Genomic DNA, 25,866 nt, shown 5'->3' on the forward strand with positions numbered 1-25,866 from the left:
TTAGGCTCCTCCCATCCACTGCTCGATCCTCGGTAACATTTGTTCACATGTCATGTGCTCGATCTTCGGACCAGGCAACGAGTAGAGGAAATGCTTGCCATAATACGTTTCAATAACACGTGTATCATAGATGATAACGATCCCTTTGTCAGACGCTCTCCGAACAAGACGACCAAAGCCCTGCTTAAACCGAATGACGGCCTGTGGTACAGAAAATTTCATGAAAGGATTTTCATTCCGCTTTTTAATATTTTCACACTTCGCTTCCACGAGTGGATGATTGGGCGGCTGAAACGGTAGACGGATGATCGCTAGACAACTAAGCGCATCGCCAGGGATATCCACACCCTCCCAGAACGAGCTCGTACCTAGCAACACGCACATTTTGTTATCTTGGAACATGCGTGTCAGCTTACTCCGATTGCCGCTGTCCACACCCTGTCCAAGCACGGTAATGCCATGCGGGCTCAGCTTCTCTTTCATGCCTGCATGCACGAGCTTCAACATCCGATTCGACGTACAAAGCACGAGCATACGCCCCTTCGTCACTTGCGCAACATCACTGAGCGAAGCGATCAGGGCATCAATGAATACGGGATCTCCTGCTCCTTTGATCGTGGGAAAATCACGCGGAATCACAACAAGCGCTTGTTCCCGATAATTAAATGGAGATGGCAATTGCACGGTTTTCAACTTGCCCGATTCTTCATCTTCTGGAATCGCGAGTCCTAATTGCTCTGCCGAGTATTGGAACGATTTATTGACCGAAAGTGTCGCAGAAGTCAGGATGATACTATCCTTCGTTTCAAAGAAATGCTGTTGCAGCAAGCTGCTTACATCAGTAGGAACAGAGTTAAGCTGAACCGATTTGGCTTTGGCGTAAGTACCCGCTTCAATCCAGTACACATAGCCTTCATCTGCCATCTTCATAAAGAAGTGCAGGGCATCACGATGCGCATACAATTCTTTCACTGTACCATTCAGATCGGTAACCAGCCCTTGAACCCCTAGACCATCCTGCGCTTCTTTCAATTCGTTCAATAATTTATCTAACGTTCGCAACAGATCATTGGCATTCAGATAAATATTATCCTCCATAATCAGCAGCTCACGCCAATTCGCAGGCAATGTTTCTGATTTCAAACGCAGTACATACTGCGAATTCTCTGATTGTGAAGGGTCGCTTCTGGAGGATACCAATTCGTAAAGCGCTTCGCTTAATCGTTCCCAGTCCTCTTTAATTGAAATGATTTTGGGAAACAATCCATCAATCGTGTTACTCCATGCTGCTGCGCGCTCCCCAGCCTCGTCCGATTTCTGTAATCGGAAGCGAAGCATAGGAAGCTGGCCACTTCGATTATCCTTGTACAACCACAGTAAGGAATGATAAAACGCTGAAGCATGCAGTTCGATACCTAAGTGCTTACTTGCCACTTCTTCAAAATGATGCGCCTCATCAATGACAAGGTGCTTGTAAGACGGTAGAAGGCGGTTCTCAGCCTTCATATCTGTAAAAAGGAGGGAATGGTTCGTGATGATCACATCGGCCGTGTTGGCATCATTACGCGCGCGGTGGTAGAAGCACTTCTTATACCAAGGACACATCCGATTTAAACAGGAGTCCGTATCACTCGCAACCGAATACCAGAATTGAGCGCCTTTGTTCCCAAAATGCAGCTCCTCTTCGTCCCCATGCTCCGTTTCACTTAACCAAACCACCATTTGCGCAGCCGTAATTGGGTCTTCCCTGCCATTCTCATAATCCCGCGTGGTCAACTTTGTTTCAAATTTGCGCAGGCACAGATAATGACTTCTGCCCTTGAGCACAGCCGCCTTGAAGGGCACAGGAAAAATTTCTTTTAGCAAAGGAATATCCCGCTCCCGCAGCTGCTCCTGCAAATTAATCGTATGCGTGGATACGACTACTTTCTTCTCATATTTCAAGCCGTAATAGATCGATGGAATCAAGTATCCTAAAGATTTACCTGTCCCTGTTCCCGCTTCGATCATCAAATGCTGATCCGCTTCCAAAGACTTTTCTACTTCAAGAATCATTTGGTCCTGAGATTCACGATCTTCGTAGACCTCGAATCGTTGCTGCAAAGCGGATTTTAACCCCTGCTGAAACGCTTGAAAAGAGGCGCCTAGCGCTTCTGTCACTTCGTACTCTGTTCGCAGTTCCTCATCTTCGCCCCAATCCGTCACATTCAAAGTAAATTGACGGAAGTAGCGATTCGTATCCATATCAACACTAGTTACTGACTCTTTATATAAACAAATTTCGTCCAAAAACCAGCCTAAATCGTTGTTACCGTTTTCGAAAATTTGGTTCAACCTTTGTACAGTTAACAGCGGTAATCCTAATAAACGATCCAAACATTGAATCCAAATCAAAGCCGTCACTTCTGCATCACTATCCGCTTGGTGCGGCCTCTCATGATCAATGCCAAACAAGGCAGCAACCATGCTGAGTTGCAGACTCGAAATCGATGGGAATAAAATGCGCAACATATCCATCGTATCGAGCACGCGTCCTGAGAAAGGAGGATATCCTGTTCTCGTTAATCCTCGTTGTAGGAAAGACAAATCAAAGGCTGCTTGATGCGCGACTAATACGCAATCAAACAGCAACGGGAACATGTCTGACATGACCTGATCGAGTGAAGGTGCATCGGCAACCATCTCATTTGTAATCCCTGTTAAAGTTGTAATCGCTGAAGGTATACTAATCCCTGGATTTACCAGAGAAGTATACCTGTCTGTAATGTCAAATTGATCTATGATGACGAGTCCAACCTGTATAATTTCATCCCCAGGCTGACTACCTGTCGTTTCAAAATCCAAAACTGCAAATTTCATAACGTCTATCTTCAATCCCTTCGTCCTACACTTCTCCTAGCATACCAAATCTGATTAGGAAAAGGGAATACCTTGTTTTACCGTTTCGGGTTAGGACGTTAGGACTCATCTAGATTGATTAGTGGCTCCATACAAGAGGGGTCGGTATGATAAGCTTTTTGAAAATACTCAAAAGCCTTCTCTAAGTTCTGATTCTGCACTTGGATACAACCCATGGCGTTGTAAGAAATAGCTTTCATCTTCGAATTTTCCGTCAATGGAAGCAGGAATTTGAAGTGCTGATACGCATCTCCAAACTCCCCTTTGCGCAAATGTCCCATAGCCAAATATACGCGAGCTAATAAGAAATCAGGTTGCCGCCTAATCAACACCTCGAATTCTTTGATCGCCTGGTCATACATGAACAACTTGTAGTACCCTTGCCCACGCATGAATTCCTCCGTTTGCTTGCCCGACACATCGAGCTCCATCAGCTCGTCATGTAAGGTTTTGGTACTGATGACTGGCTCCGCCCCATAGAACTTTCCCAGCTTCTCCTCAAAAAGCAGCCACGCCTCAATGAATTCATCACTCATCGTCTTCAACACTTGCAGTTGTTCGTCAAGCTCTGCCTTTTTCTCCACATCGCTGTTCGGATATTCCTTCTGGATTTCTTCCAAAACCTCATTCATTGTGGAAAATAAATGCTTAAACATTTGGCATCCCCACCTTTGCTTCGAAAGCTTACCCTCATTCTTTGTAACCGAGGCCGATTTCATGCATGGGAGTGGTTTTGCCTATGATCTTAAAGAACAGTTGAATGCTCTTCTTCCTTCAGCAGCTGGGCAACCGTGTTGTTTGCTCCCATAATAGCAATCGTTGGATGATGTTTCTTCGCTTCTTCGTCACTCATCATGGCATAAGAAACGATGATAATCGTATCACCGGTTTGAACCAATCTTGCTGCTGCGCCATTTAAACAAATGACTCCTGTGCCGCGCGGCCCTGGAATAATATACGTTTCAAGACGTGCACCATTGTTGTTGTTCACGATTTGTACTTTCTCACCTGGCAGCATATCCACAAGATCAATTAAATCCTCATCTATCGTGATACTACCGATATAGTTTAAATTCGCCTCAGTAACCGTGGCGCGGTGGATCTTTGCTTTCATCATTGTGCGAAACATAGACGTCACTTCCTGACTTGTAGAATAATTGCGAGTTTAAAAAGTCGGATTTTCAGCACCGAGAAGGTTGCGAGAACCTGAAGAAGGAGGAGCGGAATGTAGGCAAAACCTACATGGCTACCTACCTTCAATGGTGAACGCAAGATTCGATGTCGAATAAACTTCTTGGCTTACTTCGTGATCAAAAGACGACTTTTTAAACAACCACTATAAGATTATCAATTAAACGTGTTTTCCCGAACTTCACAGCCAAGGCAATAATAAGAGTAGAAATAGAATGGCTATGTTCAAAAGGCTCTAAAGTTGGGTAGGACAGCACTTCAGCGTAGTCAATAACGGCTAATGGCGCCGTTTGTATATGTGCTCGGACAAGAGCTTCCACTTCTTGTGAGGTAAAAGAATCAAGTGGCTGGCTTTCGATAAACGCCTTCGCTTTCTGCAGGGACTGCGACAATACCAGTGCTTGTTGACGCTCCTCCTGAGATAGATACACATTACGTGAACTCATCGCCAAGCCATCCTTTTCACGAAGGGTTGGGCATGGTACGATTTCTACCGGAATATTCAGATCCCGTACCATCTGCTCAATGACAGCAACTTGTTGGGCATCTTTTAGACCAAAGAAAGCTTGATCCGGCTGAACCATATGAAACAGCTTACTTACAACCGTAGCCACACCATCAAAATGGCCTGGCCGTGAAGCCCCACATAACCTAGTGGTCACTTCCGCTACACTGACATTCGTTCGTATTGGTGCAGGGTACATCTCCTCTACGGATGGCATGAATACAATGTCCACGCCCGCTGCCTCAGCTACTGCCAAGTCTTTCTCTGCATTGCGCGGATAACGTTCAAAATCTTCACCAGGACCAAACTGCAGCGGATTCACAAAAATGCTTAATACCACTAAACCACTTTGTGAACGTGCCTTGTTCAGCAAGCTAGCGTGACCTTCATGTAGAAAGCCCATCGTCGGCACGAACCCGACCGATTGATCGTTCTTCCTTCGATATGCCTTTATTCGAGCTCGCAAATCGGCAATTGTTTGAACAACTTCCATGGTATGGATCGCTTCCATCGCCAATCACTCCTTATCGCCGTATAGATATTGAACAACATCATTGTCCATATGAAATGTATTTTCTTGCGCAGGGAACGTCCGCGCCTTCACTTCTTTCACATATTCGCCAATACCCGTACGGATAGTTTCCCCCACATTTGCATAAGCTTTTACAAACTTTCTGGGAGCACTGTCAGAACCATACTGAAGTAAATCGTGGTATACCAGGACTTGCCCGTCGCAATGGACACCAGATCCAATTCCAATTGTAGGGATCGATAGCTGCTTCGTGATCCATGCTGCCAATTCATCAGTTACGAGTTCCAGAACAACTGCAAATGCGCCAGCCTCCTCGATCGCCTTAGCATCGCTCAATAGCTTTTTTGCTTGGTCTGAGCTGCGACCTTGAACGCGGAAGCCACCCAATTGGTGAACGGACTGCGGCGTTAATCCCAAATGGCCAACCACAGGCACACCTGATTCTGTAATGGCCTTCACCGTAGCCGCTATTTCAGCCCCGCCTTCCAATTTAACCGCCTTAGCGCCGCCCTCGCGCATTAATCGCCCGACACCTTGCAATGTAGCGTCCAAGCTGCCATGGTACGTTAAGAATGGCATATCCGCGACGACAAACGTATTCGCGGCGCCGCGTACAGCTGCTCGCGTATGATAGACCATGTCATCCAAAGTAACAGGCAACGTAGAATCATAGCCTAGCACGACATTCCCAAGCGAATCACCTACTAGAATGACATCAATACCAGCTTCCTCTGATAAACGTGCGGAGGGATAATCATAAGCCGTCACCATCGTAATCGGTACGCCGTCCTGCTTCATTTTTCTCATCTTTGCTGTCGTTAGCGCCTTACGTTGTTCCACAGTCATCCCAGCTTCCTCATATAAAATAAAAAACCTTTTAGCTAAGAGCTAAAAGGAACGCATGCAGAAAGAATCAATGATCCCTCTGTCTCGGTCCAATAAGGCTCAGAGCAGAATCCAACATCTTGTTTCAAACGTTATTTCGTTGTCGAGATTGACACCCAACTTACAAGTGCAGTTCCTATAAGGATACCGCCTTCTGTTTCTATTATACCAAAGCTTGCTCCTGGAGGATACCCTTTATCTCCCACTACTTAAGTTCAATATCACCAGAATAAATTTTAATCCGCTCACCTGAGGCAGAAATAACTGTCAAAGCTCCCGTATCATCCAGAGAATCTGCGATACCTTCAATAAAGCCGGATGGCGTTGATGTCCGGATTGGTCTCTTCAAAGTGACACTTAATGCTTCCCAAAGCAGACGAATAGGGGCAAAGCCCTTCTCCAAATATAGAGCATACATCTCCTCAAATTCCAAAAGGAAAGCTTGTACTAAGCCCTCGCGTGAAACCTCGCTGCCGGATTCAATTGCTAAAGAAGTTGCAATCGAACGAAGTTCTTCCGGATAATCCTCTACAGACAAATTCACACTGATGCCAATACCTGCGATGACATATTTCAAACGTTCATCCTCACCGCTGCTTTCCAGCAAAATACCACTGACCTTCTTCCCATGAATCAGAAGATCATTCGGCCATTTGATACCAATCTCCACCTGGCATACTTTTTGAATCGCTCGACAAAGGGCAACCGCACTTAGCAAAGTTAGCTGAGGCATGAAGTATACAGGAATACGCGGGGTCAAAACAAGACTCATCCAGATCCCTTTACCCGAAGGAGAATGCCAGCTGCGCCCCATTCGGCCTCTTCCTGCCGTCTGCCTTTCCGCGAGCACAATCGTGCCTTCAGGCGCCCCTGAGGCGACGAGCTGATGCGCAATCGTTTGAGTCGAGTCGACTTCATCATAGATATGTACTTTCTGACCAAGTACCTTCGTTCTCATCCCGTTCAATAACTCGCTAACCCGCCATTTTGCAGGTTTGCTCAGCAGACGATACCCTTTGCGTGGAGCCGCTTCGAATGCATAACCCTCCTCACGCAGTTCCTCAATATGCTTCCAAATGGCCGTCCGGCTCACACCGAGCCGTCGACTGATCTCCGCTCCGGACACATACGTCTCAGGAGCTTCCTCAAAAAGCTCTAAAATGCGTTCATTCATACGATTTCACTCGCAATCTTATAGTTTGATCTATAGTAGCGCTGGGTTGCGCTTGTTTTCTAATTCAATTTATTAGCTAATTCAGCGTACAAGATACCTCTGGCTTAGGCTTAACTGACTACCGAACGAATCATTTTGCAAATAACTGGATTTTATGTAGTTATTTTGAATGAAATAGCGCTAAAATCGTAAATAACTGGATTTTCTGTAGCTATTTTCGATGAATTCTGCCTTTTTCACATCATAGGTATTCATTAACTGGAGGTTTTACAGTTAAATACATGAAAACTAAATGTAGTTTTTACAGTTATTCGATTTCAACAAAGCGTATATTGGCTCCCATCCCATCATCGTCGCCATTCAAAAAGAAAAACCGCACAGCGCTGCTACTTCGCAGCCTGCGCGGCGTAAATCAGAGCTTCGCGCTCATTCGGGATTTCCCCGAGAGCCGCTCGCTCGAGCAGATCCTGCAGCAGCACGCCCATCCATGGGCCTGGCTGCTTCTCAAGTGCTGCCGCCACATCCTGGCCGGATATGGCGAGTTCCTTCAGGCTGAAGCAGGGAACCTCCTTCAGCCAAGCCTCCCCGCGCCGCAGCAGCTCCGGCGCCGTCTCAGCCAAGAAGCGCGCCAAGCCGCCGCGCTTCCCATCCACCTGCGGCAGCTCGCGCAGCAGCCGCAAGAACGCGCGGGCTGCGGCTTCGCCGCGGCGCACCGCGCCAAGCTTCCAGACCCGCTCCAGCGGAGCCGGGTCCTCGCCCCCGCTCTGCGCGGCGACAGCGTCGCGCAGAGCAAGCACGCCCGCGACCGCAGCAGCGTCGGCGCGGGAGAAGGTCAGCTCCTGGAGCGCCTCGCGGACAATGTCCGCTGGCACCTCCAGGAGCATCAGCAGCATGGCCCAGCGGTCATGCTGCGACTCCAACGCGCTGACAACGTCCAGCGCGTCGTCCCAGGCGAGCCAAGCCTCAAAAGGCAGCGGGAGCTGCTTTTTGAGGTAGGCCAGCAGGCCGCTCGCCAGCATTAGCCGCACAGCCCTCGCAGGGGCTGGGCCTTCAACCATACGCTGCAGCTCGCTGCGGACGCGTTCCATCGCAATATGGCGCAGTAATGGTGCTTTCGCCAGCAGCGCTTGCCAAGTGCCCTCCTCGATCTCTAGATCGTAGCTCGAGGCGAACCGAATACAGCGAAGCATGCGTAACGCATCTTCACCAAACCGTTCCTCCGGTGCGCCTACGCATCGGAGGATACCCGCGGCCAGATCCGCCTGACCGCCAAAAGGATCTTGTAGAACGCCAGCCCGATCCATGGCCATCGCGTTCATTGTGAAATCCCTTCGTTGTAAATCCTCGGTTAAATCTGAAATAAATGCCACAGAGGCTGGGCGACGAAAGCCCTCATACGCAGCTTCTTTGCGAAAGGTGGTTACCTCATAAGTTTCCTGCGCAATGAGTACGGTGACAGTCCCATGTTGAAGACCCGTCGGTACTGTACGCTGAAAAAGCTGAATAACCTGTTCTGGCAGCGCTGAAGTCGCGATGTCAATATCTTTAATCGGTCGTCCAAGAACAGCATCTCGCACACAACCACCGACCAAATAAGCCTCGAAGCCTGCTTCCACTAGTGTCGACAAGACCTCGGCAGCACCTGGATCATATATTCCCTTACTTACTTCCAACTTCATTCTCCTATCCGATTCGCATCCTTACTGGCAGGAAGATGCTGAAATGCGGTGTGATTCAGGGAGTTCTCTCCCTAACACGCGATAATAGATCTCTTCATATTGAACCGTCGTAATATCATTGCAAAACGTATAACGCGCACGATTCAAACAATTTTGAGCCATTTGCTCGTACATCACTTGGTTTTTCAGCAAATTAATCGCATATGCAGCCATTTGAGCCGTATCTCCAACATCCGCCAAGAATCCCGTTTCACCATGTGTAATCAACTCGGGAATACCGCCCGCATTGGATCCAATAGTAGGTACACCACAAGCCATTGCTTCTAGCGCCACTAGACCGAAGCTTTCTTTCTCAGAAGGAAGCAGCATCACATCTGCAAGTGAAATGACTTGAGCCACATCATCCTGTTTCCCACAGAAGGTCACTTTATCTGAGAGCCCAAGTTCCTTTACCTTCGAAATCATTTTCGAAAGATCCGGCCCTTCCCCAACAAATAAAAGTCGAGACGGAACTTCCTTACTTACCTTCGCGAAAATATCTACAACGTCCTGTACGCGTTTCACAGGTCTGAAATTGGAGATATGGATAAGAATTTTCTCATCCGGTCGCGCGAATTCGCCTCTCAGCTTCGATATATCACGCGGGTAATACACCCGTTTATCTACAAAGTTATAAGTTAGATCAATATCACGGTCAATAGCAAGCAATTCGCGTGTTTCTTTAATCAAATCTTTGGAAACAGCCGTTACAGCGTCACTTTCATTAATGGCATAACGAATGAGATCCGAGATCGAATGATCTTGCCCCAATACCGTTATATCTGTACCGTGCAGTGTTGTAACAACCTTGAGATTCGAACCTACCATTTGCTTTGCTAGCAAAGCACATACAGCGTGCGGAATTGCATAATGCACATGCAGTAGATCAAGCTCCTCCATTTTGGCAACCTGAGCTAATTTACTGGCAAGTGAAAGATCGTAAGGCGGATAGCGGAAGACGTAATATTGACTCACTTCCACTTCATGATAAAAAATATTTTTATGAAATTTGCCTAAACGAAAAGGCATGCTATGTGTTATAAAGTGAACTTCGTGTCCTTTTTCAGCCAATAACTTTCCTAATTCAGTCGCAACAACTCCTGAACCGCCTAAAGTCGGATAACAGGTAATACCAATTTTCAATTTGTCTTTCATCTGTCACACCTCTTTCCGATCAATCAAAATGTGCTATCACCAAGGGCAGTTTGGAAACAAACCCTTCCGCGTACGTCAATTGACGTCTCTGACCCATTATTCGATCACGTGCTTCAACGCGTTCGACATATCCTTGAGTGAGTGGCGTCACAACCGAATTAGCACCCGTTACAAACTGTGACTGGTACGCACGGAGTGCGGCCATTTTTTTATCATACGTATCTGTGACATCTACAATGGCATTCGCTTCGTAAACATCATTAATAAAATAGAAAAATAATTGTTCCACATTCACTGCTTCAGTTTCAGGTAAATATTTGCGCAGCTTCGCATTAAAGACAGCTTCTTGAACAAGCATGGAACACGCGATATGATCGGGATGACGATCTTGCCAATACGGCGCGAACACGATGCGTGGACGAAACTTTCTGATTTCTTGTGTAATCCGTTCAATGTTCTGTGCAGTGATGAACAAACCGCGATCCGGTAATCCAAGATTCGTACGTACTGCAACGCCTAGTATTTTGGCAGCTTCTGCGGCTTCTTCTAATCTCGTTTCAACCGTACCATTCGAAGACATTTCGGCATAGGTCAGTTCACAAAGTCCAACTCGAAGTCCACGCTCCGTATGTTTCGCAATGGTTGCACCCATCCCAATCTCAGCATCATCTGCGTGGGCACCAAATATGAGAATATCTACATGTTCACTCATATTACTCAATACCTGGCTTATATTTATGTACGAGTTCTCTCCACGCGAAATCTCCGCGGTCTAACGCTCTCACTAGCAGTTCTGCTGTCGCAATATTGGTTGCGCAAGGAATCCCCTGCACGTCACATAAGCGCAGCAAAGCGATAATATCAGGCTCGTGCGGTTGTGCCATTAGTGGATCGCGTAAGAAGATGATGAAATCCATCTCATTTTCTGCAACCATCGCACCAATCTGCTGATCACCGCCTAATGGTCCTGACATAAAACGATGAATACTTAATTTCGTATTCGCCATAATGCGTGTACCCGTCGTGCCCGTTGCATATAGTTTGTGCCCCTCGAAAACATGCTCATAAGCAGTAACGAAATTCACCATCTCATCTTTTTTCCGATCATGGGCAATAAGCGCGATGTTTAACATCTGACTTCCACTCTCCTAGGGGTCTCTAATCTATAAAATGCTCAAATCCATAAATCATTCCGGTATATGTCATCACTTTACGGACCGCGATAGCCACACCTGGCATGTAGGCAGCACGATCGTAAGAGTCATGTCGAATTTTGAGCGCTTGGCCTTGCTCAGCCATAATAACTTCTTGTTGGGCAAATACACCTGGTAAACGTACACTATGTATTCTGAATCCATTGTAATACCCACCGCGTGAACCTTCAATTGTTTCTTCTTCCTTCGGATTCCCTTGCTTAATTTCTTCTCGCACTTCTGAAATCATTTCAGCGGTCTTAACAGCTGTTCCGGATGGAGCATCTAGTTTTTGATCACCGTGATATTCAATGATTTCAAGATGCGGGAAATATTTAGAAGCTTGTGCAGCAAATCTCATCATTAGGATTGCCCCAATGGAGAAGTTCGGTGCAATTAATCCCCCAATATTGTTATCTCTGCACAGCATGTCCAAGTCAGCAATAGCCTGAGGGGTGAAGCCTGTCGTTCCCATCACGGGGCGAATCCCTAGGCGAATCGCAAGATTTGTATGTGAAACCGCTGTTTGCGGTCCTGTAAAATCAACTAACACATCAGGTTTGGATTGGGTAAGTACTTTTTCAATATCGTTAGCCATCAGAATCCTGCATTCTTCCATGCCAACCATTTTCCCAAGATCAATCGGGCCAGAGGTACGACTTACCCCTGCTACTAACTCCATATCGGACTCACGCAGTATGGTCTTGACGACCTCCCGCCCCATTCTTCCACTTGCTCCGATGACTGCTACGCGTATTGGACGCTCCATAATATGATGATCTCCTTTATCTTTGCTTCGGGCCCTGCTCAGAATTCATTTTAATCTGATAGATCGCGGCATGTTGTTTAGCAAGCTCGTGATGCGGCTCCAATCGTACAGCCTCCATAACGGTTTGATAAGCTCTTGCATAATCTTTTCGCATAGCGAAGGCTTCTCCTAGAATAAGATACGCCTCAATGGCTAGCGGATCAAGTACAATCGCTTCTTTCAGTAAAAAAATAGCACGTTCTGCATGCGCCGACTGATTCGTAAGCTGTCTTCTGGCTTGTTCAACCAGCTCACGTGCATTTAACACTTGCAAATGGAAGCGAAACGCCTCATTCGTCGGTTCTAGTTCAATCGCTCTTGAAGCATGTTCCACCGCTTTGCTCAGTTTATTGCTTCTCGCGAAAGTAATGGATAATTTGTGGTGATAGGCAGCATTGTTTGGTTCTTCAGCTATTGCTTTTTCAAACCATTCAATGGCCTTTTCAAAATCATGCCCAAGTATGGATTCGTATGCTTTCTGTATTTGATTTTCTCCATTCATCTGCCCATCCTCCTTTGCCATAAGCGGTTTTCCCGACTAGTGGGGATGGTTTAGTTTATGAAGATCAATTCGTTTCGGTGTTTATTTTAGTCCAACGCCCTGCATCGCGGGTATTGAACTTGTGCATGATTTTGTCATGCGCTTCAGTCAGATCAATGCCTAGTGAGTTCGCAAAGCAGATCGTGATGAACAAAATATCACCAAGCTCCAATTCGATTGAATTGTCCGCTTCTGTACTCTTTTTTGGTTTTTCACCGTAAGAATGATTCACCTCACGTGCTAATTCACCCACTTCTTCTGACATTCTTGCCAACATGGCGAGTGGACTGAAATATCCTTCTTTGAACTGGGAAATATAAGTATCAACCTCTTGTTGCAGGTCTTTTAGTGAACGTTCTGACATTGGCATCCTTCTTTCCATCATCTTCACAAAGGTTATCCTCCTTATGTTAAACTAAACGAGAAAAGTTGACAAATTTTTTGTTACACCCAAATGTAATTTAAGCATGGAGGAATTCACATGATTTTCAAAGAAAGGTTCGCTGATCAATTTCTAAATGTGGTAGGCATTCTGATTGGAACCGCTATTTATGCGTTTGGTTTGCATTATTTCGTCATATCCAATGAACTCATGGAAGGCGGATTAACAGGGATATCGCTGTTACTCAAATATGTGTTAAATGTTCCGCCTTCCATCTCTACACTCCTCTTTAATATCCCTTTATTTTACTTAGGATGGCGTAATTTCGGCAAAGGTCCCATGCTGTATACGATCTTCGGCGTTATTTGTCTTTCGTTCTTTCTTTGGGTGATGGAGTGGCTGATCCATATGGGCTGGTTAGTCCCTTTTCACACCACACAAGATTATTTCCTAGCAACCCTCTACGCAGGCATAACGCTAGGAACAGGCCTCGGGCTCGTCTTCCGGTTCGGAGGAACAACGGGTGGTTCTGATATTTTGGCTCGTATTGGACATAAAAAAAGAGGTTGGAGTGTCGGGCAAGTCATCCTCATTATCGATGTTGTGGTGATTGGCTCTTCCTTCTTATATCTGCCAAAAGAAAAAGTGCTCTACTCCCTAGTTGCCGTCTTCGTTACTTCTCGACTCATTGATTACATCTCCGAAGGGGCTTATGCTGCGAAAGCATTTACGATCATCACGGAACAGCCGAGTGTCTTAGCAGAGTCCATTACTAAAGTTTTAGATCGTGGGGTAACGCTCTTCCCAGCGCGAGGTGCCTATTCCGGCAACACCAAGGAAGTGGTTTACTGTGTGGTATACCGACATGAAACCAGGCAACTGCGAGAGATCATTCATGCCGTAGATCCACGGGCCTTTATCATTGTTGGGGATGTACATGAAGTCATTGGTGAAGGATTCAAAACCATACAATAACAACTACATATGAATGACAAAAAAGTGGGTTAAGCAGCTCTCTCCGAGCCATCTTAACCCACTTTTATTATCTATTTTCACTTTCCTTTGTTTGCTTAATAGGTACAATGTGACGGCCGGACTGGTACATTTGCCAACCAACATAGGATAGGACTCCTATTATGATGACACCCATACTGAGTGACCAGATAATAGGCTGTTTAGGATCCGTGAGGGGCACATAGGCCAGAGCATCTTTATGTTTCATAAATAGTTCATCCAAGACTTGATTCAGATGATCAATGCCGCCTTCTATTTGTTTTATTGGCATTGGTTTCGTGTTTACTTGAGTTCGGAGGAAAACAAGTATCGAATCTAACTTCTCTACCGATCCAGCGTCCCGACTAATCGTCAGTGAGGGATGAATAATAGCGATATGCTGTGAGAGTTTACTAAATTCTGCGATCGCTTCCTGCTGCTTATTGGCTTTTACTTGCTGACTTAGCAGTTGACTATCATTGCGCAGCACTTTATCATATTGCAGCCACATTGGTTGATTCTTGTGAGAGAGTGCGTCTGTCGCAAGTCGAATTTTGGCTACAGCCACTTGTCCATCTGTTGGCGAATAGTTAACCGCATTATATACGCGCTTTGCCTCCGTGACTGTTTCCGTCAAAGCGTTCAAGCCCTCAATGGACGTAATGCCTTCAAATGAGATTTTCGGAATTTGATCAGATAATTGAATTAACTTATTTCTTGCCTCTGGAATTTGTCCAGACATCGTCAACGTATACATTTCCTCAGCAATTTGATTCAGAAATGTAATCCGCTCTACTTGTGCGGGGTCTATGGGTTTACTAACTTGTCCGACTGATTGGCTGCTTGCTCCGCAAGCTGCAAGTACACACAGCACAAGTCCGAGTAAGAAAGTCACCGCTATCCCTCTCACCGCTCTACCCAAAAACATGGGACATCCCCTCCTTCACCATCATCATATGGAGGTTTGTCCCACTTTAGACCATCAGGTGTTCGCTTTCAACATTTTTTTCTCTCTTACCATTAGACAAGTGATTGCAATCCAGATTCCTATGATACTTAAGCATATCGTGAAGAATTGAATTGTTCCTAAATATGGATGGAGCTCACGCTGTAACCTCGGGAAGACCCCTCGCTCATAATCCATGAAATCATTCCAAAAGGTCCAGATTCCCACGAGGACAATAGCCGGCATGCGAAACGAAAACCAGCGCACAAATAACAGCGCTTCCACAGCCATTGCCAAATGCGAAGCCGTTAACATCCATCCATCCCAGCCCACGGTTGCTCCTTGAGCGGCTCCTGCCCAGATCATCGTAACTGCCCAAATCCCATACTTAAACGAAGTGATGAGACCGAAAGCTTCAATAACTCCGCGTATGGCCTTAGAAAGCTTCGTTGTTGCTCTAGGACGAGCGTGATCCCAGATCAAGTAACCAACGGATAGTGTGAAAAACAAGCTTGCTGTAGGGCTATCCGGTACAAATATCACATACCAGACTGGACTTTCAGCAATCGTATCTACCATTTGTATCCAGTACCATTCATAGCCATAAATCGTCCCTAACAAATTACTGATGAAAAGTACCCATAGCATTTTCTTACTAAGTAAGAAGTCCCTGCTCCAAAAATAGGAAACAGACATGTAGGCTCCTCCTTAAAAATATCAATATTGAAACGTAGACTGGTTTATTTTTTCAAAAAAAACCTGATCACTTTCGCGATCAGGTTTCATTGTTATTGCGTTTTTTGTTTGGATAACCAATCAGCAAGTTTATCGATATCCGCATCCGTCAAACCTTTATCAATGTTTGGCTTATACATGGCAGGCATGTTGCCTTTACCATTTTTGATAATGCCCATGATATCTTCTTTCGTATGCGTATCGCCAGTACCTAATAATGCAGGTACTCCTGAAGCTGGCATTCCTTTTAATTGCGCTCCGTGACATGCTAAGCAAGTTGCTTTGGCATAGATCGCAGCACCTGGATCATCAGCAGCAACGATTGCCGCTGCTTTTTTCGTTTCTTTCTTCGCACCATCGCCAGCTGCTCCACCTTTGTTCGCGTGCATTTCTTCTTCACGCTTGATGTGCTCTGGAATGATGTTTTTCTCTTTAAGCTCTAATTGATAATGTGACCAAGACGTGTACGTAAGGTATGTACAAGCGATCAAAGATAAAATCATAAGGCTTGAAGCAATTGGTCTTCTATAGAAGCGGCGTTCTTTGCCAGTATCCAAGAATGGAGCTAGCAACAAACCACCAAATAGTAAACCTGGTACTACAACCGCTCCAAGAACAACATAATCACCCGATGTGTACGGATACTTCAGCAATTGATACATGAACAAGAAATACCAGTCAGGCATCGGAATAAATGCTGTGTTCTTAGGATCCGCTGGATAACCTAACGGAGCTGGGTCGGACATAACTAGAACTAGCATACCGACCAAGACAACGACACCAACCATCCACTCTTTCAACAAGAAGTTGGGAATGAAGGCTTCTGATTTACCTGGGTAAGCAGAGTAATCTCTCGGAATGAGTCGTTGTTCTTGCGTTTTCTTAATTACGCGGGAATCCCCTACGTAAACGATTTTTTCATCAGACTTATGACCATGCGCCACGCTATTCGCCCCTCCCTAAATTATAGCGGTCCGGAAATACCTTGTTTGCGAATCATGAAGAAGTGTCCGGCAAGCAAAGCGAGCAGAACGCCAGGCAGGAAGAACACATGAATAGCAAAGAACCGTGTTAGTGTTTGTGCACCAACAATGCTTCCGCCTTGCAGCAATGTTTCGATGTACGGTCCAGCAAATGGTACCGCTGCTGCAATTTTCATACCTACTTGTGTTGCAAAGTAAGCTTTGTTATCCCATGGAAGCAGGTATCCCGTAAAACCAAGACCTAACATAACGAAGAAAATGAGCATGCCTACTACCCAGTTCATTTCACGTGGAGCTTTGTAAGATCCTGTGAAGAACACGCGCAGGGTATGTAAGAACATCATTACGATAACCAAACTAGCTCCCCAGTGGTGCATACCTCTGACGATAACACCGAAAGCTACTTTATGTTGTAGGTAATCAACGCTTGCATAAGCATTGATAATATCAGGTGTGTAATACATAGTTAAGAACATACCTGACAAAATTTGAATGACTGTGATGAAAAACGTCAATCCGCCAAAGCAATAAACGAATGCGGAAAAGTGATGAGCAGGGTTAACGTGTTCTGGCACCTCGTGATCCGCTACATCTCTCCACATAGGCGTAATATCAAGACGTTCGTCAATCCAGTTGTATACGTTTTTAAACATCTGATCGTGACGCCCCCTTATACTCTAGTGTTAGCATGCAGTTGTCCAACATACACGAAACCATTCTCTACTTTTGTTGTGTACTCATCTAATGGGCTTGGCGCAACAGCAAGGTTCTTGCCGTCTTGCGTATAATGCGCACCATGACAAGGACAGAAATACTGATCTTTGTAAGCTGGGTTATCGTTCCAGTTGACCGTACAACCTAAGTGCTTACAAGTTGGATTTAACGCAAAGAGAGCACCCTTACTATCTTTGGAAATCCATGCTACGAGTTCAGCTTCACTTTCATACCAACCATCTACCTGATGGATTTGGAACGTAAACGCTTGTGGAACATTCGTAATTTTACTTTCTTCGACAACTTTAACCCAGTCCGATGCTGCTTTAGGCTGAAGGACAGGATCAACGGCAAACCGAATCATCGGTATGATAATCCCGGCTCCCATGAATCCACCAGCGCCACCAAGGGTATAAGAAAGAAATTGTCGACGAGACATTTCGCGTTTGGTCCCGGGTTTCTTCCCATGCTGTTCTTCATTGTGATTGTTATGATCACTCATTCTCAGGTCTACCCTCCTACATTGGCCGAAGCCCGAACCCTCTCGGACATCAGCTACCTCTATCACGTGTCGTTCGACATTACACTACATAACTAGGACATTTCTAATAATAGCCTACGTCTACTAGGTCGTCAAGAATTCATAACTCCTTTTATTGGATTGAAATCTTCGCTTTTGGACAAATTTTAACGAAATTGTCACAACTTTTTGCAAGCCACATTCATCCATTACTACCCTTATCTTGCACATTTTTTTTCCATTAATACACGACATCGTTAAAGTTACTTAGGCAGGGTACCATAGTTGCTGCACATGTTTGGAAATACCTGATTTAATTACCTCTGCTTGCTGGACCCATTGCTCTTGATCGACAACAATCAACAAATCGATATCATCCGATTTCCAATTCATTGCTTCCTCATACAAGGTTACGATGATGATGTAACGAAAGCCGGATTTCTTCAAATGTCGCACGATGTCATTCACTTGGTTATTAGTTCCCATATCTGCTATGTAATGAAGAGCTGGATAAGTGACTACTCTGCCTTTGTAAGGAATCTCTATGGTTTCCATAACATCTCGGAGCTGCTCCAACGCTTTGGTTACATGCATCGGATCTTCCATTCCTGTCAATCCGGTTACAGGCAGAAGACATGTGTCCAAGTAAGGTTTCAATTCCGTCCAATCTTGTGAAGCAATCTCATTAAACTTCAAAGTGATGCGCCTCCCTATCATTTACCAAAACAACATTCGCTATGTAGAATAAGCTCAACTTGTACTTTAATCCGTCATCTCCTGACTGTCAATCATACGACAGACAAAAAGACATGGGATTGGAATCCTCATGTCTTCGTGTTTTCTTACTCATTCGCGCTAATGATTACCCTAGTGATTGTAAAATCCTTAATTCAGATGTTAGCGCCAAAAAAGATGTCTGATCTCCTTTAGCCAAGGCGCTATCAATCTCCTTATAAAGATTTTCTTCTCTATATTTGCGTAAGGCATTATCCCAAATCATTTCCGCGAAAAGTGCCAGCAGCGCATCGTTAGATACATTCATTTTTCCCATGAGACCTACCTCCAAATGTTGTCCGCGGTTTGTCAGGAGCTTCTTTTTCGCAAAAATATGTGTCTGCATTTTGGTGTACGCCAACCCGTTGTTATGCTCCTATCACATCATATTCACTCGCTAATACTACGCTTCATTCAAAAGCCCGTTTGAACATGAATGTGTTAATACCTAGTTTAAATAAGCACCACTTTGTCATCTTCGGCAATATTAATTCCTCGAATTACTTTAGATCCTAGCTTGGTTACTTGAATGACCGCACCGTGGCTGTGATCTTCCCCAATTCGGATCAGCCCCATATGCATCATCATTTGAATGATCCTTTGCTCAACTATGGATGCTGAACTATCATAGTAAAATGGTTTTACCAGTTGACTTAGCAACTCTACGATGGAAGCCATCGTCACCCACTGGTCACAAAGTCGATCCATCCAACCTGCGATGCTTTGGATATTTGGAATTGGTGTTTTGTAAAGTCTCAACCAAAACGAATAAATATCGGCTATTGACTCTTTTTTTCCTTCCATTAAACGAGCTTTGCCTACTTCTGTAAGGCGAAGGACCAAGTCGTGTTCACTTATGAATTCGTGGTAGTAGCAATAATCGTAAATAAGTGAAAATCGATTTGGGTATTCTTTAAACATCCTTCCATAACCAAACCGCCAAGTCCCTTTTGGAACCATGTTCTCTTGAACAGATAATAACGTAATGATCTGTCCTAGCTGCCTTTTGTAAAGAAAACCTTCTGCTGTTAAAGGCATCTCTTGCTGCGCAACGGCTGTTAAGAAGTGAAATACGTCGTGGGCTAGAAGTACTTGCTCATCACGATAAATCTCTGGTTCTTCTGTTTTGACCAAAGCTTGCTTGAATTGATTGGCCAACACATCACTAAATCTTCGCTTTAAATCGGATGGGACGTGAAATAGATATTTCGTTTGCTGTGAGTACCCGTTAAACAGCCATCCAAGCTTCTTGAAGTTCAGGATCATATCTCGTGGATTCCAACTCTCTGACGATTCTTCCTTCTGAAATCGAGACTGCTGGGCTCTAGCGATAAGCTCCTCCATACTAAACGCATTGCGAGGATCGGAGAGTAAGGAGTTGAGGAATCGAATATTTTCCGAACTAAGACTCTGAATGTGTTTTTCGAATATATCTTTGCGCATGGCCGTACTTAGTATGGATTGAATCAACTCATTCTTAGAATGGCCATTACACTCACACTCGTAGGTATGTGCAATTCGGCCTAAATCATGGATATCGGCATAGCTAAGCATATCCGCTAGGTTCATTTCCATCCTACATCTCCCATCTAACGGAGCAATTCTACTCCGATGTTTCTAGTAACCATTATGGGATTATTTTCCGAAAATATTCCGTGCAAAACAAAAAAACACGACTCGCATCGAGTCATGTTTACGTTTATACCCTCGAATCCGAGGTTGTTTGCAAATGGATTAAACAATTATACAACTGGAGTTCCCATTGATCCGACTGACGCAACAAAAGGGTTAATGACGTATTTTGTAGAAACTCCTCTTGATTCAGCTTTAGAACGCGAAGCACTTGAACAATGAAGCCACCATGCGATACGAGCAGCATCTTCTTATTCGGAAAATCGCGCAAAATCTCCGTCTCCAGCCCCATCCATCGTGCCCAAAGTTCACTATCCGTTTCTTGACCTAGATCCTGAAGCTTCCATTCGGCTCCCCAGCGCTCTTCACGTTCAGAAACGGTAGTGCCTTCTACTAGCCCATATTTGCGCTCTCTCAACCGCATATCCGTTCGTATAAATGGAATACCTGATAAGGAAGAAATAATTTGTGCAGTTTCATTTGCTCGTTTAAGATCGCTGCTTATGATCCCATCCCAGCTTTCATTGGCCAAACGTAATCCAAGCAATCTAGCTTGCTCTCTGCCTTCTTCTGTTAAATCTGTATCCAACTGTCCCTGCAGCTTGCCTAAGCGATTCCATTCCGTGCTGCCATGTCGTATGAAGCCGATTGTCGTCATTCTTTACCTCCAGCTCTTGAAATGCAAAATGCTCCACAAGGAGTACTAGGTTTTCGTTCGTGATAACCAATTCATAATAATAATGGTGGAGACTAACCCAAGCAGTGAAACGACTAGTAAATAATGCGGATACGAGTGAATGGGTCCCACATGAAAGCGTAATGGCTCCATGAAGCTTGGATTTAGACTGGCTACTGCATCCCCCAGCTTATGTCCATTTAACGATTCTGCCCCACTTGATTTAAGTGCTTGCGGCGCTTCTAAATCATAAAGCGAATTGTCCGCGGAAGCCATGGTTGACTGAGGTGTGCCATCATAAACAATCGCAAATAAAAAGCTAAACACGAAAAGCGCAAGACAGAAAGCGATGACGGCAGTTAAATTTCTTCTTAATTTGTAGGAAATCGAATATATCCGTTCCGAAACCGGAATCCGCCAAGATTCATCTTCATAAATACGGCTCATCACTTTCGTGGAAACGATAGGCTCAAAGTCCGTAAACTCTTCTTCCATTGCTGCTGTTCGGATAAGGATCATACTTTCTTCCCATATCTGAAATTCCTCTTTACAAGAGTCACATGTTTCTAAATGTACATCCACTGCCTTACGACGCAGGTCATCATTCGGTAAATCCCAATAGACGCCAAATAAGTCCTGGATCTCACTACACTTCATCGCTTGTCATCCCTTCGATTCTTCGAATATCGGTTCACTGAAATAAGGATCCAAATGCAATTTGACGGATGCTCTCGCTCTAAACAGGAGAGATTTCACCGAGCTGACAGTTTGACCCAAAATGTTGGCAATTTCTTGATAATCCATCTGATCGTATTCACGTAAAATCAATGCTGACCTTTGCTTTTCAGGCAAGCTATTGATCGCGTCGCGAACCATGGACACCTTCTCATTTCGCAACATCGCCTGCTCTGGCATCGCGTCAAAAGAAGCATGGGGGGTTAGCCCGCTTTGCTCCAACGACACTTGGACACTTTTATTTTTGCGCAGCTCACTCAATACGGTATTACGGGCAATCGTATATAACCACGTAGAAAAAGATGCCTCAATCTCACGGAAAGAATGCAAACTGCGGTATGCTTTATAAAAAGTTTCATTACACAAATCTTCGGCAATTGCTTCCATTTGTGTGCTCTTGAGCATGTGATAAATAAAGGCAAGGATTTTACGCTCGTAACGACGCATAAGCTCGTTATACAGCTGTACATTTCCATCCTTGATTTCTCTGATCAATTGGGAATCGGTCATTACGTGGCGACCCTCCTCACGATTCCGGGTACCACTCCAACTGTTCATACATGTTGTACTTCAGTTGGAGTGAAAAGTTGCGTTGGATTGTAAAAAATATGTGAATACCTAAATTGGCAAATAATTAGCCTATTACCTATTCTCGATTCAGCACGATATTCCTGCTAGATTCGACAAATTGTTGGATAAAGTTCATATTTCATTAGTTGTGAGACTCTTTAATTACTCCTCTATCCTTTCATATGTACAATCTTAGAAAAATAGACAAAAAAAAAACCGCCGAATCGGCGGTTGCACTTATGGTGCGATTATCGGATAGGAGTGGAGAGAAACCATACTGTACTTTTATTATATGTATACGGTTTCATTCTGTCAACACTTTTTTGAAAACGTTTACTACGGATTATTTCAAGCTTGCAAATTGGGATTGCTCTCTTTTCGCCTGCTTAATTAAGTTACTGATGGAGTGCGGACGAACAAAAGGACTGCCTCCATTAATTCGTGGAATTTGCATTGGATCTGTCCAATCTGAAGCAATCCCTGCTTTCGTAGTAAACGCATAGCGTACTCCCGCTTCTTGCAAGTAGGAAATTGTCGTATCATCGTAGCTGCCATATGGATAAGCGTAAGCATCGACATCCTTTGAGGCTTGTAATGCCTTCAGTTTGGCCATACAATTGCGCGTATCTTGTACAACTCTTATCTTAAACTCCCCATCCGTTTCAAGGGTCCCATTGTTCATAATCTTATTAGAAAGCATCGGCTTCCCATCTTTCATTGCATGAAGCTCATCCGAATGCCCTTGAAAATCAATATAAGAATTCTCACTGCGCATCAGTCTAATCTCATCTTTGGATAGGGATGCTAATTTAGGCCTTTTGGGATCTTCCAGATCTTTGGTGATAACGAAATTCACGGCAGGAATATGCAGCTTTTGTAAAATGGGATAAGCATACGTATAGAAGCTTTCATAGCCATCATCAAAAGTGACGAGCAAGGCATTATCTGGGACAGCCTTTCCTTTGCTCTTGAAGTCCCTAAATTCGTCTAGGGTAATGAAATGAAAACCTTTCCGCTGTAACGATACGAGTTGCCGCTGGAAGAGCTTTGGCGTAATGGTGACAGAGCTCTGTTCATTCTCGTCGATGTGATGGTATACGAGTACGGCTACCTCATTGGAATAATACACATCTTTGGCACTTACTAAAATGGGTGAAAAGTTAAGGATTACGATCATTACCGCCAACAAACTGACTACCAGCATTCGATATTTCATTTCAACCGCCCCATTACAATAAAAAGTATATATATGAATAATAAGTCCCATTATAGCATGAGCCTTTAGGCCTGAGAATCCGTTTTTCCAAAAAATAAAAGACCCCCTTCACATTGGCAGAAACCAATGCAAAGGAAGTCCAAATAGGAAGTATTGTGATACGTATTACACATGTACGGCATACTCTTTGCCCAACAATTCTGAAGCCCGATCCGCATCCTCTTGGTTACGGAAAGATAATCGAAGAATGCCAGGTACATCTTCCCGGCTTTCGATGATTTGAATGTTGCTCAAATTGATTCGAGCGTTTCCAAGCAAGGAAGTAATGGCTCCAATAATTCCTGGGTGGTCAGGAACGTCAACGTAAATATCAAATAAAGAAGTAAGTACACCCTTACGACGTTCCGGTAATGTATTGCGGAATTCGCCTGCAATGCGAAACTGCTCAGCAATCCCCTCACCATCGCTCTGCTCAATAAGCTGAACAAAACGAGCAATCTCCTCTTTCCAATCCTTGAGCAAACGAAGCAGAACAGCACGATTATTGACTAGAATATCACGCCAAATCGTCGGCTCACTAGATGCAATCCGTGTAATATCGCGAAAACCACCAGCCGCCAAGTTTTGATATAAGGGATTGCTCTCATTATATCCTCTCACTTGATTGACGAGTGCTACCGCGATGATATGCGGCAAATGACTAATTGCACCCACGATATCATCATGTTCTCGTGCGTCAACCTGCACGATTTGAGCTTTTGTTAAACTTAGCAGACTAGATAGACGATCCACTTCACTTTGTGGCGTCCCTAGTGCTGGAGTCAACACGTAGAACGCATTCTCATACAAGTGCGATGACGCAGCTTCCACCCCATGCCGCTCAGAGCCTGCCATCGGATGACCACCAATAAAGAAATAGCCTTCCTTCAAATGAGCTGCCGCGCTTTCTGTGATGGAAGCCTTCGTGCTCCCTACATCCGTAATGATGCAGCCTTGTTTCAAGGGCAGCTTCATCAGCTTCTGTACATATTCCTCCAGATTACCTACAGGTACACAAAGAAATATGTAGTCAGCCCTATCAACCGCATCAGCCATATCTGTTGTGGCATAATCCACTACATTTCGTTTCAGCAGCTTTTCTACCGAATTCGGATTGGGTGAATGTCCTACAACGGTAAATTCTGGTTTTCCTTTGAAACACAAGGCTAGTGATCCACCGATCAGCCCTACTCCGAATATTGCAATTTTCGTCATGACAGGAATCTACCTTTATCCTCTGAATTAGACTTGAACGGGAACCTCTGAGAGTACTTCCGTTAGAGCCGCAATAAATTTTGCATTTTGCTCGCTAGAGCCAATTGTGACTCGCAGCGAAGTTGGGAAACCTAACATATGTCCACCACGAACAATAATTCCGCGGCGCATTAAGCCATTGAACACGTCTCCTGCTGGTCGAGAAACATCCACCATAATAAAGTTACCGTGTGCAGGGAACGATTGCAGACCAAGCACTTCGAATTGCTCTTTTAAGTACTGCAAACCAGCTGTATTCGCATCACGACAACTCGCAATGAAATCTTGATCTTGGATCGCAGCGAGTGCAGCAGCTTGTGCGAAACGTGTCGTGTTGAAAGGCTCACGAACTTGGTTAATTGAACGAATGACATCAGGATGTCCAATTCCGTAACCAATACGAAGTGAAGCAAGACCATAAATTTTCGAGAAGGTTCTAAGTGAAATCACATTTTTGTATTGACCAATTAGCTCAATACTATCTGGGAACTCACCTGTTGTATTGTACTCGCAATACGCCTCATCAAGGACAACAATCGTATGTGAAGGAACTTTGGCTAAGAAAGCTTTAATTTCAGCATCCGTGTTCATTGTTCCTGTTGGGTTATTTGGATTACAAATCCAAACGATTTTCGTACGATCTGTAATAGCAGCAGCCATCGCATCCAAATCGTGCGTGCCATCTTTCAACGGAACTTCAATAGAAATCGCACCTTCGATTTCACAATTGTGTTTGTATTGAGGGAAAGTGTGAGAAGCCATTACCGACTCATCGCCAGGCACGAGAAATGCACGTGCTAACATAAGGATGACTTCATCGGAGCCTGCGCCAAAAATAAGTTGATTTGTCTCAACGCCTAGTGATGCTGCAACGGCCTCCGTTAGCTGTACAGCACCTCCATCTGGATAAAGGCTAATATTGGCGATTTCCGCTTCAATCGCAGCCTTGACATGTGGAGAAGACCCGAATGGGTTCTCATTAGAAGCAAGCTTGATGACTTCCGTTAATCCAAGCTCACGCTTGACTTCTTCTATCGGCTTGCCTGGTTGATAGACTGGCAAATGTATAATGGTTTGTTTAGGTTTCATGTCGTGTA

The 25,866-nt window shown here is 44.7% G+C and carries 28 protein-coding genes; 1 reads left to right on the forward strand and 27 read right to left on the reverse strand.

All coding sequences use genetic code 11. The features are described from left to right. The 13 genes from dinG to AC58QT_RS07720 all read right to left on the reverse strand — a co-directional run bounded on the left by dinG (window position 1) and on the right by AC58QT_RS07720 (window position 12,964). Window positions 1–2,859 carry an ATP-dependent DNA helicase DinG gene (dinG, locus tag AC58QT_RS07660; RefSeq protein WP_497408434.1) on the reverse strand — a complete coding sequence of 953 codons (2,859 nt, stop codon included), beginning with the start codon at window positions 2,857–2,859 and terminating at the stop codon, window positions 1–3. Between the two features lie 98 nt (window positions 2,860–2,957). Next, complete coding sequence (locus tag AC58QT_RS07665) at window positions 2,958–3,554, reverse strand: tetratricopeptide repeat protein (protein ID WP_497408435.1); 597 nt, start codon at window positions 3,552–3,554, stop codon at window positions 2,958–2,960. A gap of 89 nt (window positions 3,555–3,643) precedes the next feature. Then, window positions 3,644–4,027, reverse strand: a complete 384-nt coding sequence (gene panD / locus AC58QT_RS07670; protein ID WP_497408436.1) for an aspartate 1-decarboxylase — start codon at window positions 4,025–4,027, stop codon at window positions 3,644–3,646. A gap of 196 nt (window positions 4,028–4,223) precedes the next feature. Next, entirely contained in the window at window positions 4,224–5,087 is an 864-nt protein-coding gene (panC, locus tag AC58QT_RS07675) for a pantoate--beta-alanine ligase (protein ID WP_497408857.1), read from the reverse strand. 24 nt (window positions 5,088–5,111) lie between these two features. After that, window positions 5,112–5,972 (reverse strand): 3-methyl-2-oxobutanoate hydroxymethyltransferase, encoded by an 861-nt coding sequence (gene panB / locus AC58QT_RS07680; RefSeq protein ID WP_497408437.1) that lies wholly within the window; start codon window positions 5,970–5,972, stop codon window positions 5,112–5,114. A 244-nt stretch (window positions 5,973–6,216) separates the two neighbouring features. Then, window positions 6,217–7,185, reverse strand: coding sequence for a biotin--[acetyl-CoA-carboxylase] ligase (locus tag AC58QT_RS07685; protein ID WP_497408438.1), 969 nt, complete (start codon window positions 7,183–7,185; stop codon window positions 6,217–6,219). Between the two features lie 386 nt (window positions 7,186–7,571). Next, the gene (locus tag AC58QT_RS07690) at window positions 7,572–8,858 is read right to left on the reverse strand and encodes a CCA tRNA nucleotidyltransferase (RefSeq protein WP_497408439.1); all 1,287 of its coding nucleotides are present in this window, start codon (window positions 8,856–8,858) and stop codon (window positions 7,572–7,574) included. A gap of 27 nt (window positions 8,859–8,885) precedes the next feature. Then, a complete protein-coding gene (gene bshA / locus AC58QT_RS07695) occupies window positions 8,886–10,058 on the reverse strand; it encodes an N-acetyl-alpha-D-glucosaminyl L-malate synthase BshA (protein ID WP_497408440.1) in 1,173 nt (390 codons plus the stop codon). Window positions 10,059–10,077: 19 nt separating this feature from the next. Then, window positions 10,078–10,770, reverse strand: coding sequence for a bacillithiol biosynthesis deacetylase BshB1 (gene bshB1, locus AC58QT_RS07700; protein ID WP_497408441.1), 693 nt, complete (start codon window positions 10,768–10,770; stop codon window positions 10,078–10,080). A 1-nt stretch (window position 10,771) separates the two neighbouring features. Further along, window positions 10,772–11,191: a methylglyoxal synthase gene (locus tag AC58QT_RS07705; RefSeq protein WP_310223535.1), complete on the reverse strand. Its 420-nt coding sequence runs from the start codon at window positions 11,189–11,191 to the stop codon at window positions 10,772–10,774. Between the two features lie 25 nt (window positions 11,192–11,216). Further along, the gene (dapB, locus tag AC58QT_RS07710; protein ID WP_497408442.1) at window positions 11,217–12,020 is read right to left on the reverse strand and encodes a 4-hydroxy-tetrahydrodipicolinate reductase; all 804 of its coding nucleotides are present in this window, start codon (window positions 12,018–12,020) and stop codon (window positions 11,217–11,219) included. Between the two features lie 16 nt (window positions 12,021–12,036). Then, window positions 12,037–12,561, reverse strand: coding sequence for a tetratricopeptide repeat protein (locus AC58QT_RS07715; protein WP_497408443.1), 525 nt, complete (start codon window positions 12,559–12,561; stop codon window positions 12,037–12,039). A 64-nt stretch (window positions 12,562–12,625) separates the two neighbouring features. Next, window positions 12,626–12,964 carry a nucleotide pyrophosphohydrolase gene (locus AC58QT_RS07720; protein ID WP_497282771.1) on the reverse strand — a complete coding sequence of 113 codons (339 nt, stop codon included), beginning with the start codon at window positions 12,962–12,964 and terminating at the stop codon, window positions 12,626–12,628. Between the two features lie 117 nt (window positions 12,965–13,081). Here AC58QT_RS07720 and AC58QT_RS07725 point away from each other — a divergent pair, with 117 nt between their 5' ends. Then, complete coding sequence (locus AC58QT_RS07725; RefSeq protein ID WP_310223529.1) at window positions 13,082–13,957, forward strand: YitT family protein; 876 nt, start codon at window positions 13,082–13,084, stop codon at window positions 13,955–13,957. 67 nt (window positions 13,958–14,024) lie between these two features. Here AC58QT_RS07725 and AC58QT_RS07730 read toward each other — a convergent pair whose 3' ends face one another. From AC58QT_RS07730 to hisC, 14 genes are all read right to left on the reverse strand, one after another. Further along, window positions 14,025–14,903, reverse strand: coding sequence for a sporulation protein YpjB (locus tag AC58QT_RS07730; protein ID WP_497408444.1), 879 nt, complete (start codon window positions 14,901–14,903; stop codon window positions 14,025–14,027). Window positions 14,904–14,957: 54 nt separating this feature from the next. Continuing rightward, on the reverse strand, window positions 14,958–15,617 hold the full coding sequence (locus AC58QT_RS07735; RefSeq protein WP_497408445.1) for a DUF1405 domain-containing protein: 660 nt from the start codon (window positions 15,615–15,617) through the stop codon (window positions 14,958–14,960). 92 nt (window positions 15,618–15,709) lie between these two features. Continuing rightward, complete coding sequence (locus AC58QT_RS07740; RefSeq protein WP_497408446.1) at window positions 15,710–16,600, reverse strand: c-type cytochrome; 891 nt, start codon at window positions 16,598–16,600, stop codon at window positions 15,710–15,712. Between the two features lie 20 nt (window positions 16,601–16,620). Then, window positions 16,621–17,292 (reverse strand): menaquinol-cytochrome c reductase cytochrome b subunit, encoded by a 672-nt coding sequence (gene qcrB, locus AC58QT_RS07745; RefSeq protein ID WP_029193037.1) that lies wholly within the window; start codon window positions 17,290–17,292, stop codon window positions 16,621–16,623. Window positions 17,293–17,309: 17 nt separating this feature from the next. Next, the gene (locus AC58QT_RS07750; protein WP_310223521.1) at window positions 17,310–17,855 is read right to left on the reverse strand and encodes a Rieske (2Fe-2S) protein; all 546 of its coding nucleotides are present in this window, start codon (window positions 17,853–17,855) and stop codon (window positions 17,310–17,312) included. A gap of 285 nt (window positions 17,856–18,140) precedes the next feature. Beyond that, window positions 18,141–18,569, reverse strand: coding sequence for a DUF2487 family protein (locus AC58QT_RS07755; protein ID WP_497408447.1), 429 nt, complete (start codon window positions 18,567–18,569; stop codon window positions 18,141–18,143). A 166-nt stretch (window positions 18,570–18,735) separates the two neighbouring features. Continuing rightward, window positions 18,736–18,924, reverse strand: a complete 189-nt coding sequence (locus AC58QT_RS07760) for an IDEAL domain-containing protein (RefSeq protein WP_056616951.1) — start codon at window positions 18,922–18,924, stop codon at window positions 18,736–18,738. 176 nt (window positions 18,925–19,100) lie between these two features. Beyond that, complete coding sequence (locus tag AC58QT_RS07765) at window positions 19,101–20,222, reverse strand: hypothetical protein (RefSeq protein ID WP_310223515.1); 1,122 nt, start codon at window positions 20,220–20,222, stop codon at window positions 19,101–19,103. A 124-nt stretch (window positions 20,223–20,346) separates the two neighbouring features. Next, complete coding sequence (locus tag AC58QT_RS07770; protein WP_497408448.1) at window positions 20,347–20,937, reverse strand: histidine phosphatase family protein; 591 nt, start codon at window positions 20,935–20,937, stop codon at window positions 20,347–20,349. Window positions 20,938–20,982: 45 nt separating this feature from the next. Next, window positions 20,983–21,612, reverse strand: coding sequence for an anti-sigma factor family protein (locus AC58QT_RS07775; RefSeq protein WP_497408449.1), 630 nt, complete (start codon window positions 21,610–21,612; stop codon window positions 20,983–20,985). A gap of 6 nt (window positions 21,613–21,618) precedes the next feature. After that, window positions 21,619–22,200 (reverse strand): RNA polymerase sigma factor, encoded by a 582-nt coding sequence (locus AC58QT_RS07780; protein WP_310223509.1) that lies wholly within the window; start codon window positions 22,198–22,200, stop codon window positions 21,619–21,621. 403 nt (window positions 22,201–22,603) lie between these two features. After that, window positions 22,604–23,476 carry a polysaccharide deacetylase family protein gene (locus AC58QT_RS07785; RefSeq protein ID WP_497408450.1) on the reverse strand — a complete coding sequence of 291 codons (873 nt, stop codon included), beginning with the start codon at window positions 23,474–23,476 and terminating at the stop codon, window positions 22,604–22,606. A 165-nt stretch (window positions 23,477–23,641) separates the two neighbouring features. Continuing rightward, window positions 23,642–24,730: a prephenate dehydrogenase gene (locus AC58QT_RS07790; RefSeq protein ID WP_497408451.1), complete on the reverse strand. Its 1,089-nt coding sequence runs from the start codon at window positions 24,728–24,730 to the stop codon at window positions 23,642–23,644. Window positions 24,731–24,757: 27 nt separating this feature from the next. Further along, a complete protein-coding gene (hisC, locus tag AC58QT_RS07795) occupies window positions 24,758–25,858 on the reverse strand; it encodes a histidinol-phosphate transaminase (RefSeq protein WP_497408452.1) in 1,101 nt (366 codons plus the stop codon). Window positions 25,859–25,866: the final 8 nt, after the last annotated feature.

It is taken from the genome of Paenibacillus sp. J31R109, from assembly GCF_059692055.1.